Origin of the sequence: Ligilactobacillus ubinensis, assembly GCF_024160875.1 — a bacterium.
In the GTDB taxonomy this organism is placed as follows: domain Bacteria; phylum Bacillota; class Bacilli; order Lactobacillales; family Lactobacillaceae; genus Ligilactobacillus; species Ligilactobacillus ubinensis.
In genome coordinates, this window is sequence record NZ_JAIULA010000004.1 from 73,146 (window position 1) to 87,045 (window position 13,900).

Annotated in this window: 12 protein-coding genes; 2 read left to right on the plus strand and 10 right to left on the minus strand. The window is 34.8% G+C overall.

The genetic code is table 11. The annotated features are described in order from the left end of the window. Positions 1-10 precede the first annotated feature (10 nt). Positions 11-544: a GNAT family N-acetyltransferase gene (locus tag LB941_RS03130; protein WP_253359402.1), complete on the plus strand. Its 534-nt coding sequence runs from the start codon at positions 11-13 to the stop codon at positions 542-544. A 35-nt stretch (positions 545-579) separates the two neighbouring features. Beyond that, positions 580-1,539, plus strand: coding sequence for a D-2-hydroxyacid dehydrogenase (locus LB941_RS03135; RefSeq protein ID WP_253359403.1), 960 nt, complete (start codon positions 580-582; stop codon positions 1,537-1,539). Positions 1,540-1,623: 84 nt separating this feature from the next. Here the strand turns inward: LB941_RS03135 and smpB are convergent, their stop codons facing one another. The 10 genes from smpB to rpoN all read right to left on the minus strand — a co-directional run bounded on the left by smpB (position 1,624) and on the right by rpoN (position 13,865). Then, positions 1,624-2,097, minus strand: coding sequence for an SsrA-binding protein SmpB (smpB, locus tag LB941_RS03140; RefSeq protein ID WP_253359404.1), 474 nt, complete (start codon positions 2,095-2,097; stop codon positions 1,624-1,626). Positions 2,098-2,126: 29 nt separating this feature from the next. Continuing rightward, the gene (gene rnr / locus LB941_RS03145; RefSeq protein WP_253359405.1) at positions 2,127-4,484 is read right to left on the minus strand and encodes a ribonuclease R; all 2,358 of its coding nucleotides are present in this window, start codon (positions 4,482-4,484) and stop codon (positions 2,127-2,129) included. A 91-nt stretch (positions 4,485-4,575) separates the two neighbouring features. After that, positions 4,576-4,812, minus strand: coding sequence for a preprotein translocase subunit SecG (gene secG, locus LB941_RS03150; protein ID WP_253359406.1), 237 nt, complete (start codon positions 4,810-4,812; stop codon positions 4,576-4,578). A 77-nt stretch (positions 4,813-4,889) separates the two neighbouring features. Beyond that, complete coding sequence (locus tag LB941_RS03155; RefSeq protein WP_253359407.1) at positions 4,890-6,443, minus strand: ClC family H(+)/Cl(-) exchange transporter; 1,554 nt, start codon at positions 6,441-6,443, stop codon at positions 4,890-4,892. A 110-nt stretch (positions 6,444-6,553) separates the two neighbouring features. Further along, the gene (gene eno / locus LB941_RS03160) at positions 6,554-7,879 is read right to left on the minus strand and encodes a phosphopyruvate hydratase (RefSeq protein ID WP_253359408.1); all 1,326 of its coding nucleotides are present in this window, start codon (positions 7,877-7,879) and stop codon (positions 6,554-6,556) included. A 101-nt stretch (positions 7,880-7,980) separates the two neighbouring features. Next, the gene (tpiA, locus tag LB941_RS03165; protein WP_253359410.1) at positions 7,981-8,736 is read right to left on the minus strand and encodes a triose-phosphate isomerase; all 756 of its coding nucleotides are present in this window, start codon (positions 8,734-8,736) and stop codon (positions 7,981-7,983) included. Positions 8,737-8,796: 60 nt separating this feature from the next. Further along, entirely contained in the window at positions 8,797-9,987 is a 1,191-nt protein-coding gene (locus LB941_RS03170; RefSeq protein ID WP_253359412.1) for a phosphoglycerate kinase, read from the minus strand. Between the two features lie 110 nt (positions 9,988-10,097). Further along, positions 10,098-11,111, minus strand: a complete 1,014-nt coding sequence (gap, locus tag LB941_RS03175; RefSeq protein ID WP_253359415.1) for a type I glyceraldehyde-3-phosphate dehydrogenase — start codon at positions 11,109-11,111, stop codon at positions 10,098-10,100. A 60-nt stretch (positions 11,112-11,171) separates the two neighbouring features. Beyond that, a complete protein-coding gene (locus LB941_RS03180) occupies positions 11,172-12,200 on the minus strand; it encodes a sugar-binding transcriptional regulator (RefSeq protein WP_253359418.1) in 1,029 nt (342 codons plus the stop codon). A gap of 354 nt (positions 12,201-12,554) precedes the next feature. Continuing rightward, a complete protein-coding gene (gene rpoN / locus LB941_RS03185) occupies positions 12,555-13,865 on the minus strand; it encodes an RNA polymerase factor sigma-54 (protein ID WP_253359420.1) in 1,311 nt (436 codons plus the stop codon). Positions 13,866-13,900: the final 35 nt, after the last annotated feature.

Genomic DNA, 13,900 nt, shown 5'->3' on the forward strand with positions numbered 1-13,900 from the left:
CCCCCAAATAATGGCACTCTTTAAAATTATCTTAAAGCAAATGGAACTACCAATCTTTAAAAGGTATCCTTCTTCCAAGGTTAACAAAGCTTTAGAACTTGCTTTTAAGACTAAAGAGTGCCGTAAACAAAAAGCACAGATTATCGTTGCTGAAGTAAATGGTAATGTTGCAGGTATGGCCTTTGGCTATCCAGATGAAAGTAACTGTGCAGTTGATTCTCTACTATGTCATTATTTCCCGCAAGTAGGTTTACCACGTATTAAAAGTATTTATGATGAGGATTCTTCTGAATCATTTAATAATGAATGGTATCTTGACTCATTAGTTGTCAATCCAAAATTTCGTGGTCAAGGTATTGCCAGTGCCTTATTAAATTATCTTCCTAAAATAGCATTAACTCACCATAAAAAAATAATCGGTTTAGACGTGGATTTTAAAAATCCTACTGCAGCTAAACTATATCGTCGGTTTGGATTCTATAAAGTTACTACCTTAAAAATTAGTGCACATAATTATCAACACTTGCAACTGAAAATTACTTAATATGTCATTTCCTATATAGAAAAGAGATGTTTTCCATGAAAATTATCGACTTAGATGGTTACGGTCTTAATCCAGGTGATTTGTCTTGGGATGGTTTTAAACAACTAGGCGAATTTACTTACTATGATCGTACTATTGCTAATGAAAAGATAATCCTTGAACGTATTAAAGATGCTGAAATTATTTTAACGAACAAGACTCCGCTGTCAAAAAAAGTTATTTCTCAAGCACCTCAATTAAAATATATTGGTGTTTTAGCAACGGGATTCAATGTCGTCGATGTAAAAGCAGCTACAGAGAATAATATTACTGTTACCAATATTCCAAGTTATGGAACTGATGCAGTGGCACAGCATACTCTAGCATTATTACTAGAAATAACTAATCAAGTTGGTCTCCATAATCAAGCTGTTCAAAATGGCGAATGGACTAAGTCAGCTGACTTTACTTTTTGGAAAACACCTTTAATGTCCTTAACTGGCAAAACTTTTGGTATCATTGGTTTTGGCAGTATCGGTAAAGCCGTCGCGCAACTTGCACATGCCTTTGGGATGAATGTCATTTTTTACAACCATAATCCTAAAAAAGTCTCTGCTTCATGGCTTAAGCAAGTTTCTTTAGAAACACTTTATGCTACAGCCGATATCATCAGCTTACATGTACCTCAAACAGCTGAAACAACAAATATGATAGATACTAAAGCTATTGTTCAGATGAAACCTGGTGTTATTATCATCAATACTGCTCGTGGTGGTTTGCTAAATGAAACTGATGTTGCTAAAGCTTTAAATCAAGGTAAAATCTATGCTTTAGGAGCCGATGTTGTTTCAAATGAACCAATTAATTCTGACAATCCACTTTTAACCGCAAAAAATAGTTTCTTAACTCCCCATATTGCATGGGCACCAATTGAAACACGACAACGCTTGATGAATATTGCTGTTGATAACTTAAAAGCCTTTTTAGCGGGTCATCCTAAAAATATGGTTAATTAAATAAATCTCTATAGCAAAAGAGCCACTAAATAATATTTCCAAATGGAATATTATTTAGTGGCTCTTTTGCTATAATAATCAATATTAACGATAATTTTTTAAAGTTCTTCTTATCTCACGTTCTTGATCGCGTTTTTTAATTGTTTCACGTTTATCATAATCATGCTTACCTTCAGCAATACCAATTAGAACTTTAGCAAATCCATTTTTTATATAAACTTTAAGTGGAACAAGAGTCGTTCCTTTTTTACTAGTCTGTTCAGCTAATTGCTGTAACTGCTTTTTATGCAAAAGTAACTTACGATTTCGTAAAGGATCATGATTAAATTGGTTGCCTTGATCATATATTGAAATATGGACGTTCATTAACCATGCTTCGCCATTACGCACTTGTGCAAAACCATCTTTTAAATTAATACGACTAGCTCGAATTGATTTAATTTCAGTTCCTGTTAAAACCATTCCTGCTTCAACAGTATCTAAAATCCGATAATCGTGACTTGCTTTTTTATTTTGAGCCAATGGTTTATCATGCTTCAGTCCATTATTTTTGACCATAATATTTGAACGCCCCCTCAAATTAAATTTTATCGTTTATCTTTAGATTGATTTTTTCTATTACCTTTATAAAAGGGTTTCTTATTTCCATTCTTATTACGTGAGCCTTTATTATTACTATTATTGTTTCGATAACGTCCATTATCTCGTTGATTACCATGATTATTATAACGACGAGAATGATCATCTGGAAGTTCAACATTATCCAATAAATCTGTTACAGGCGTATTTTGTGCATCCAGTAATGAAAAATCAATTTCTTTTTGTTCTACATTAACATTATTTAGTTTAACCCGAACTGGTTGCCCTATTCGATAAGTTCTTTTAGTCCGTCGGCCAACTAGCGCCATTTGCTTTTCAAGAAAAACATAGAAATCGTCATGAAGTTCGCTAATATGCAATAGTCCCTCAACTGTATTTGGTAAAGAGATAAACATACCAAATTTAGTTACCGAACTAACAACTGCATCAAATTCTTCGCCGACATGATCAGCCATATACTCTGCTTTTTTCATTGCATCAGTATCGCGCTCTGCATCAATCGCTCTTCGTTCCATTTCTGAACTATGTGTTGCAATTTCAGGTAATTTATCTTCATATTTCTTTTGAAGACCATTTTCTAAATAAAAACGAATTAGACGATGTACCATTAAATCAGGGTAGCGACGTATTGGTGATGTAAAATGCGTGTAATCTTTTGCACCCAGTCCAAAATGTCCAATCGGTGTAGGTGCATACTTAGCCTGTTGCATAGAACGTAACATCATGGTAGAAACCATTGGTTCTTCTGGTTTTCCAACAACCTTCTTTAATATTCCTTGCAACATCTTAGGAGTTACATTATCTGATTTACCTGCAACTTCAATTCCAAGTCCTGATAGCATTTCAAAAAAGGATTTAATTTTTTCTTCCTTGGGATTTTCATGAATACGATACACAAATGGCACATGAATCTTTCTATAATGTTCTGCTACTGTTTCATTAGCAGCTAACATAAATGATTCAACCATTCTTTCACTTATCCCACGATCACGAATTTCAATGTCAGTAGGATGGCCCTTTTCATCTACAATGATTTTTGCTTCAGGATATTCAAAATCAATTGCACCTCTACGTTTTCGCATTTTAACCAAAATTTTATGTAGCTCGTGCATTGTTTCAAACATAGGTACTAATTCACTATAACGTGCTATTGTTTTTTCGTCATGAGCTTCTAAAATTTGATTTATATCAATATACGTCATTCTTGCTGTTGTTTTAATTACACTTGGAAAAATTTTATGGTTAACTACTTCCCCATCTTGATTTATTTCCATTTCACAACTCATTGCTAATCTTTCAACTTGCGGATTTAATGAACAAATGCCGTTAGATAGCTTGGGCGGTAACATTGGGACAACACGATCTGTTAAATAAACAGAGGTTCCCCGATCAAAAGCTTCATTATCAAGAGGTGAGTTTTCCTGTACATAGTGTGAAACATCAGCTATATGTACTCCTAAATGATAATTACCATTATCCAATTTCCATGCTGTAACAGCATCATCTAAATCTTTAGATTCAATACTATCAATTGTAACAAGTTGTTGCTTAGTTAGATCAACACGCCCATTTTTTTCTTCTTGTGTTACCTGATCTGGAATATTTTTAATTTGTTCCAACACATCCTCTGGGAATTTAGTTGGAATATTATGTTGATAAACAATTTCTAAGATATCCATTCCAGGATCATTTACATTTCCTAGTACCTTTACTGCAACACCGGTAATAACTCCTGGTGTATGTGCATCTGGATAACTAACAATGTCGGCTAAAACGACCTCTCCTTCTGTCGGATGAAGTCCATCCGCTTTCAATAAGAAACGATAGTTAGTCATTTTTTTATCTTTTAGCTTTACAGTTCCAATAATCCCATCAGCTAACTTTTCATCAGTTGGCACACTAAATGCACCCACAACTTGTGTCAATGAATGCTTAATTATTCTTACAACTTTACCTTCGGGACGGCGACCTAGTTTTTCATCTCCCGCTGTTATCATTTGAACTTCAACTTCATCTTCATTTAGAGCAGACAAAGTTTGGGTTGGATTAATAAAAAAGTCTTGTTTTTCCGGATCAACAGTTACAAAGCCAAAGCCTCGATCGTTCGAATGAAATATCCCTTCATAACTGGGTTCTTCCTTTCGGCGAGCTAATGTAAATGCACCAGATTGATTTAATGTTATTTTTTTCTCGTGTTCTAATTCTGCAATAGCTTTGACTACAAACTTAAATTGTCCGGTCTCTGTCATATGCAGATATTCCACTAATTGTTGAACAGTGAATTCACTTTTAGCTTCTTCTTCAAAATGTTTGAACAACAATTGTTTTATTTTTTCATTTTCCATTTAATTCCTCGTTTTTACAGTTTTTAATATTCAAGTTATCTATAATTCATTAAAAAAGCCTCCTGAAAAATATACAGAAGGTCAGATTTGTCTACTTTGATGAAATATAAACCAATGCTAGTGATAAGACAAAAAATGCAATTCCAAGGACAGTCGTCACCTTTTGCATGAATGCCTCAAATCCTCGCGGTTTCTGTTTACTAAATAAATCAGCAGCACCACCAGATAAAGCACTAGAAGCATTATCTGTTTTAGCAGGCTGCATCAATACAGCAATTATAATTAGCACTGAAACAATAATCAACAATGTTAAGAGTGTATTGTACAATAGGTACCCTCCTCACCCATATAAGAAATCTATATCTATTCTAATTTAGCATAGATTTCAATATAATTCCAGTTAATTTACTTATCAACTAAATTTTGTGTAATTAATTCGATCTTTGTCCTAATTTTAGCTCTCTTTTTATGATCCGTTAAAATAATTAGTGTATCACCACTGCGAATCAATGTATCACCATGTGGAATTTGTTCATTTTCTCCTCTTCGAATGCTGATTAATAGACAATCTTTGGGCCATTGTATATCACGCACTTGGCGGCCCTGTAATTTTGAACCTGCAAAAACTGGAATCTCTAAATGATCTTTATAAAAACCATGTATCTGCTCTGGATTTGGGTGCAACTTTGAAAGCATCGATTCATAAATTGGTTGACCTCTTAATAAATCAACAACTGCATACGCAATAATTGATACTACAGCCAGTGGCATTAAATGCAACAATGATCCTACCATTTCAGTTATCAATAGAATCGCAGTAAATGGAGCTTTACTTATACAAGCGAAATAGCCCGCCATTGCATATATAATAAAATTTATTATCAAATATTCTGGTAATATTCCTAAAACATGTAATATTTGGCCAAATAAAGCTCCTAAAATCGCTCCTAAAGTTAAAATTGGTAAAAATATTCCTCCAGGAACCCCTGAACCATATGAAATCGTCGAGAATATTAATCGTAGTAAGAACAATCCTACTAGGATTGTAATGCTTGGAACATTGTTTCCTAATTGAACAATTAAACTATTTCCACCACCCAATGTACTTGGGAAAAAAATACCTATTGGTAGCAATATTACTAATGCAATAATTGAATCAAATTGTCTGGGAATGAATCTGATCATTGCATACACTTTATCTACATTCAAAGTTATATATTGATATAAATAGCCCAATAAACCTAACATAACTCCTAATACGATTAAATATATGTAATAACGCAAGGGTAATGCATGAGTATAACGCATATATAAGACCGGTTTAAGTCCAAAAAATATCATTGAGACCATATCTGCAGCAATTGATGCAGCTAAAGCAGTCGTCCAAACTAATGGTGAAAAGTCATGATATACCTCTTCTAAAATAAATAGCGTAGCTGCAATTGGCGCATTAAATGCAGCCGATAGTCCAGCTGCAGCACCACCTGCAATTAACACGCGTCGCGGTGTTCCTTTTTGTGCAGTTTTTTCCGCTAATCCTTGCCCAATCGCAGAACCTAATTGAATGGAAGGCCCCTCACGACCTAGAAAAAGCCCCGAACCAATTGCAAGAACTCCACCTATCCATTTACGCCAAAGAACAGACCACCATTTCATCTCTAATTCACCCGCTAATTGGCCTTCAACTTGTGGTATTCCTGAACCCATTATATTTATATCACCTTGAATTAACCAACCATCAAAAAGAACAATAAATAACACTATTACTAACCAAACAACTAAGTAGATCGGATTTAAAGCTATTTGATGAAAGCCCCATTTCGCAACACCCATTAATTTTTCAATTGTGATTCTAAAAAGACTCACTACTAAGCCAACTAAAAGTCCAACTAAAACACCCTTTATTATAAAATGTAAGCGTGTTTTATCTAAAATTAATCTCTGTTGCTTTTTTCCCATTATCACACCTCATAAAAATATTTTTTCATACCATATTTATAGCTAAAAAAACAAGAAACCATATACTGGTCTCTTGTCTTAAAAGATAAGGCTCAACCCTATCAATTTAATTATTTATTAATGACATTTTGGCGAGCATCTTCACTAATATTGTAGAATGAGTGAATTCCCTTGTATTCTGCAACATTACTTGTTAATTGATCTTCAATACGCATTAATTGGTTGTATTTAGCAAGACGATCTGTACGACTCATTGAACCAGTCTTGATTTGACCTGCATTTGTAGCAACAACTAAATCAGCAATTGTTGTGTCTTCTGTTTCACCAGAACGGTGTGAAACAATAGCTGTATAACCAGCTTCTTTAGCCATTTCAATTGCTTCCATTGTTTCTGTCAAAGTACCGATTTGGTTAACTTTGATAAGAATAGAGTTAGCACAACCCATCTTGATTCCCTTACGTAAGTATTGTGTGTTTGTTACGAAGAAATCATCACCAACTAATTGAACTTTTTTACCTAATTTATCTGTGATAACTTTCCAGTCTTCCCAGTTGTTTTCATCGATAGGATCTTCAATCGAAATAATTGGGTATTTGCTTGTTAAGTCTTCCAAGTAATCAATAAATTCTTCTGTTGAGAATTCTTCACCTGTTGACCAACGTAATTTGTATTTGCTTGTTTCTGCATTCCAAAGTTCTGAAGAAGCAACATCAATTGCAATAGCAATATCTTTACCTGGTTTGTAACCAGCTGCTTCAATTGCTTTTGTTAAATATTGTAATGGTTCTTCATTGTTTGCAAAGTCAGGAGCAAAACCACCTTCATCACCAACAGAAGTAACTTTACCGTCAGCACCCAAAAGGCTCTTCAAGTTATGGAATGTTTCTGAACCCATACGAACTGCTTCTGAGATTGATTTTGCACCAACTGGCATAATCATGAATTCTTGGAAATCAACTTTGTTATCTGAGTGTGCACCACCATTAATAACATTCATCATTGGTGTTGGTAACACATGTGCATTGAAACCACCTAAATAGTTGTATAAAGGTAATTCCAATTCATCAGCAGCAGCACGAGCAACTGCAATAGAAACAGCTAAGATAGCGTTAGCACCTAATTTACCTTTGTTTGGTGTACCATCCAAAGCAATCATAGCTTTGTCGATAGCAACTTGATCAGTTACTTCGAAGCCAACGATTTCCTTAGCGATAGTTTTGTTAACATTGGCAACAGCCTTCAAAACGCCTTTACCTTGGTAACGAGACTTGTCACCGTCACGTAATTCAACGGCTTCATGTTCACCCGTAGATGCACCTGAAGGTACGATTCCACGACCGAAAGCACCTGCTTCTGTGTAAACTTCAGCTTCAACTGTTGGATTACCACGTGAGTCTAAGACTTCGCGAGCATAAATTTCTGTAATTGCAGACATTGATTTTACTCTCCTTTGAGTTTGTTTGACTTGAGAGAAAACCTCTCACACTTTATTTTAAAGGTTTTCTTTAAAAGTTTCAATTGATTTAATAAAAATATTTAGTTCTTATAATTTACTAATGCTAAATATGAATCTGGGATCAATGAAGCACCGCCCACTAAGCCACCATCAATATCTTCTTTAGACATTAATTCTTTAACATTAGCTGGTTTTACAGAACCACCATATTGAATACGTACGTTATCAGCTGTTTCTTTGTTGTATAATTTAGCAACTGTTTGACGCACAACTGCGCAAATTTCCTGAGCTTGATCAGCTGTAGCTGTCTTACCTGTACCGATAGCCCAAATTGGTTCATAAGCAATTACCAAACTAGCTACTTGGTCAGCAGAAAGACCTTTTAATGCTGCTTCTACTTGTCCTTCAACCCATGCTTCAGCTTTACCTGCTTCACGTGTTTCAAGCGTTTCGCCACAACAAATAATTGGTGTTAAGTTATTGCGGAAAATTGCATGTGCTTTTTTGTTTATATCTTCATCAGTTTCATGAAAATAATCACGACGTTCTGAGTGACCGATAACAACGTAATCAACACCCATTTCTTTTAAAACTTTAGGTGATGTTTCGCCCGTAAAGGCACCTTCATCTTCAAAATAGCAATTTTCTGCAGCAACTTTTAATTCTGATCCTTTAGCTGCTTCTAATAATGCTGGTAAATCAACAGCTGGAGCAGCAATAACAGATTCAACCTCTGTTGTTGCTGGCAAATCATTTTTTACATTTTTTACAAATTCAGCAGTTTGAACTGGATTCATGTTTAATTTCCAGTTACCTGCAATAATTGGTGTACGCACTTATAATCATCCTTTCAAGAAAATACTAACTAACAAATACTATTCAAAATATGTTTCGAATTATTTGTCAGAAACAGCAGCTATTCCTGGTAATGTCTTACCTTCAAGATATTCAAGAGATGCGCCACCACCTGTAGAAATATGTGTTAACTTATCAGCAACACCTAATTGTTGTACAGCAGCTGTAGAATCACCGCCACCAACAATAGTTGTAGCATCCTTTAAATCGCCTAAGAATTTGCCGACTTCCAAAGTTCCGTTTGCATAATTACTTAATTCAAAGACACCCATTGGGCCGTTCCATACAACTGTCTTAGCATCTTTTAAAACATCTTTGAACAATGCTACAGACTTAGGGCCAACATCTAAAGCCATATAGCCGTCTGGAATGTCACCTTCAACAACTTTATTTGGTACATCGTTATCAAATTTTTCAGCAACAACATTATCGATAGGCAATACTAACTTGTCGCCAGCTTTTTCTAATAATTCTTTAGCTAATTCAATCTTATCTTTTTCAACTAATGAATTACCAATCTTAATCCCTTTAGCAGCGTAGAATGTATATGTCATCCCACCACCAACAATAACCTTGTCAGCTTTACCTAATAAGTGATTGATAACACCAATTTTATCTGAAACCTTTGCTCCACCTAAAATAGCTACAAATGGATGCTTAGGATCATCAACAGCTTCACCTAAAAACTTAATTTCCTTTTCTAACAAGAAACCAGCAGCTGCTTTTTCCATATTACTTGCAATACCAACATTTGAAGCATGTGAACGGTGAGCTGTACCAAAAGCGTCATTTACAAATAAATCGCCAAGAGAAGCCCAATACTTACCTAATTCAGGGTCATTGCCTGATTCTTTTTTGCCGTCTAAATCTTCAAAACGAGTGTTTTCAACTAATAAAACATCACCGTCTTTTAATTCACTAATAGCATCTTCTAATTGAGCACCACGAGTTGCAGGAACAAAAGTTACAGGTTTCCCTAATAAGTCTGCTAAACGTTCTGCCACAGGACGTAATGACAATTTTTTCTTGTCATCTTCTGATTTGATACGACCTAGGTGAGAGAATAAAATTGCTTTCCCACCATTTTCAGTTACATATTTAATCGTTGGTAATGCAGCCACAATACGGTTATCATTACCAATTACACCGTCTTTAATAGGAACATTAAAATCTACGCGAATAAGTACTTTTTTGCTCTTAACATCTAAATCTGAAACAATTAGTTTAGCCATTGATAGCAAACCTCCAATATTTATAATTGAAAAACAAAAAGCGGAAGGAGTTTCGCCTCCCCCCGCCTTGAAAATGCAATTTAACCTAATATTCAGCTATAAGCTAAATATTAAAGCATGCTTGCAAATTTTTCTAATGTACGGATCATTTGTGCAGTAAAACCTGATTCGTTATCGTACCAAGCAACTGTCTTAACAACTTGGCCTTCACCTTTACCAACAATTTGTGTTTGTGTAGGATCGAAAACTGAACCAAATGTTGTACCGATAACATCTGAAGATACAATACCATCATCATTGAAACCAAATGATGCATTGTTTTCTGTAACTTTCTTAACAGCAGCATTAACTTCGTCAGCTGTAACTACTTTGTCAAGAGTTGTTACTAATTCTGTTAATGAACCTGTGATAACAGGAACACGTTGTGCATGGCCATCTAATTTACCATTCAATTCAGGAACAACTAAGCCAAGAGCTTTAGCAGCACCTGTTGAATGAGGAATTGTGTTTTGTGCAGCAGCACGTGCGTTACGTACGTTACCACCACGATCAGGACCATCTTGTAATTTTTGAGTAGCTGTGTAAGCATGGATTGTTGTCATTGTACCAGCTTTAATGCCAAATGCATCGTTAACAGCTTTAGCTAAAGGTGCCAAGCAGTTTGTTGTACATGAAGCAGCAGAAACAATCTTATCATCTTCTGTCAAAGTGTCATCATTAACACCGAATACGATTGTCTTAACTTTACCTGCAGGAGCAGAGATTAAAACTTTCTTTGCACCGGCTTCCAAGTGTGCTGATGCTTTTTCTTCTGATGTATAAAAACCTGTTGATTCAAGAACTAAATCAACACCATTGTTCTTAACCCAAGGAATATTACGTGCATCTGCTTCAGCATATACAGGAATTTCTTTACCGTCAACAACCAATGCGTTTTCTGTTGCAGAAACTTCTGCATCAAATTGACCATGAGCTGTATCATATTTCAATAAGTGTGCCAACATTGATGGAGATGTTAAATCATTGATAGCAACAACTTCCAAATCACTTGATACTTCAGCAATACGACGGAAAGCTAAACGACCGATACGGCCAAAACCATTAATACCTACTTTAGTAGTCATACTAAAATTTCCTCCTTTAGGAAATAAAAATTTATTTTAAAAAGCAATGCAACTACAACATTACTCCTTTAAAATCACCTTTGCAGCCCCTTCGTCTGTAATCAGACAAGTATTTTTAGGGGCGTGTTGCATATACGCACGAATCGCTTTGGCTTTAGATGAGCCACCCGCAACCGCTAATATACAGTCCATTGAAGCGAGATCTTCAAGCTGTAATCCAATTCTTGGTATCCGATAAACAACATGTCCATATTCATCGAAAAAATAACCAAAAGCTTCGCCAACAGCGTGCTTTTCAATTAACATCTTCACAATACTTTCAGGCATCGCACGTCTTTTCGCCATATGCATTGCTTCACCAATACTATGAATTACAGCATTGCTATCCTTTATCAACGAAACAACTTCTTGAATTGCTGGTTCTGTTAATAAAGGACGATATACCTTCTCACTTACATGCTCTGGCACATACAACGCACGGTGTTTACCACCAGTTTTAAGCGCCATCTGAGCACAAACATTGTTTGCTTGGATATCAGCTCTTTCACCAATTCCGCCACGGGCTGGTACAAAGAGCACCTCACGTTTCTCCATAATTTCAGGAGTTAAACACTTAGCTACCCGAGCCATTGTTGTACCGCCCATTACTGCGACGATATTCTTTCCCTTTGGTAATAACATCTGTAAAGAGTCATTAACCAATTTACCCATAGCATCAATAAATTGAGGTTGGTTATCACTATCACCGGATACAATCAAACACCGCTTAATTCCAAGGAAACCACATAATTTTTTCTCTAATTGCTGTAATCCCAACAATTGATCAATCATGTTAGTCAAGCCATGAATAGTTTCATAGCCTTGAGCAGTCAAAATCATTCCAGACTTAGTTACAGAAATCAACTCTTGTTTTTTTAAAAAGTCAGTATCTGTCCTTAAAACCCGTTCACTCATTCCTAACATTTGCGCTAAAGAACGACGTCCAACAGGCTCCGTCCAACTAATGTTTTGCAATATTTTAAAACGTTGGCTTATAACATCAACCATGTCTGGTGCGATTAACTCTATCCATTCTAGTTCTTGGTGCATCCTAATGCCTCTTTCTTGTGGGACATCTGACGTCCGACTGTGCCATCTAATGACCCAGTAAGCTAAAAAAAACAAAGTATAACAACAATCATTACGCTCTCGTTAAATTGTTCCCACACCTCAATTACAAGAAAATTATAGCAATAAAAAATAAAATTTGCAACTATTAAACCCTTTAATTTAAATAAAAATATCGATAAATAATAGTTATTTTTTTGATAATATAACCTTATTCCGAATTTTAAAAGTTCCAATTTCAATTCATTTGATTGATTTGCGAATAATAAACTGAATTTTAAGAATTATCCCAATAAAAGTCTAACTATATATCGGTAAAATCAAATTTTATAAAAATTATTCAAAGCGCTTCCTTTTACTTGATCCCAAAATATCAAGTTGTTCACGATACTTAGCCACTGTTCTTCGGGACAATTTAAGTCCCACATTTGAGAGCTCAATTGCTATCTTTTGATCCGATAGCGGCTTTCTCTTATCTTCTTCATTAATTAGTGCTTTAATCTTTTGCTTAACTGTACTGGCACTTACTTGTTTCCCATCACTTCTTTGATAGTTACCAGCTTGCGAAAAGAAATGTTTTAATTCAAAAATTCCAAAACTTGTTTGAATATATTTTCCATTTACAGCTCGGCTAATTGTTGATTCATGTAATTGTAATTTATGTGCAACATCTCTCAATAATAATCTTTTTAAAGGATGACTATCGTTTACGAAAAAATCATGTTGGAACTTTAATATCTCTTTTCCAACTAATAACACCGTATTTTCTCTTTGTTGTACATCTTGCTGAAGTTGTTCATACTCTTTTTTCTTCAAATTCATGTACTGTAACACATCATTATCCTTTGTATTAACTAAGCTGTTATAGTAGCGTTGTCGAAAAACAATATGTGATTTTGCTTGTTTCGTCGCTTTAATAGAGAGAATATCATTTTCATCAATTACAATTAAATCTGGTATTATATAGCCTATCTCGTCTTGTGAATATGCTGCACCTGGCGCTGGAGAAAGAGTTCGCACATAATCTAGTATTTGCTGAATATCTTTTTTTTCAATTTCATACTTTTTGGCAATTAATTCCCATTTTTTATCTGTAAAATTTACAAAATCATTTTTTAAAATAGTATCTGCTAGTTTGGGTGCATAATCATCCTCTTCAATTTGCAAAAGTAAACATTCTTGTAAATTACGTGCCCCCACTCCAGGAGGATCTAATCTTTGTAAAAGCGTCAGAGCATCATATAAAACGATTTGGCTAACCGAATATTGAGCTTGAATATTTTCTAGATTGATTTTTAAATAACCATTTGAATCCAAGTGTTCAATCAAATAAATTACCCAATAGCGCAACTCAGTTTTTCGCATCGTTAAATGAACTTGATCCAATAAATATTCAAATAATGACTGTTTCTTATGAATTGCTGTGTAATTTTGCCAATCTTCTTTGTTTTGTTTAAAACCGTTAGTACTATTATATATTTGTGTACTAACTGAAATAAAGGGATTCTCTAATTCTTTTTGTTTTAAAAAATTCTGCAATTCATCAATATTATATTTCAATATTTGGATAGACTGCTGCATTTTTTGGGTCATTGCCAACTTTTGAATTTGTTTTTGTTGTTGACTAAAACCTTGTTCTAAAGACATTTATTTCCCTCCTTATTCTAACTTGTTCTTGTATT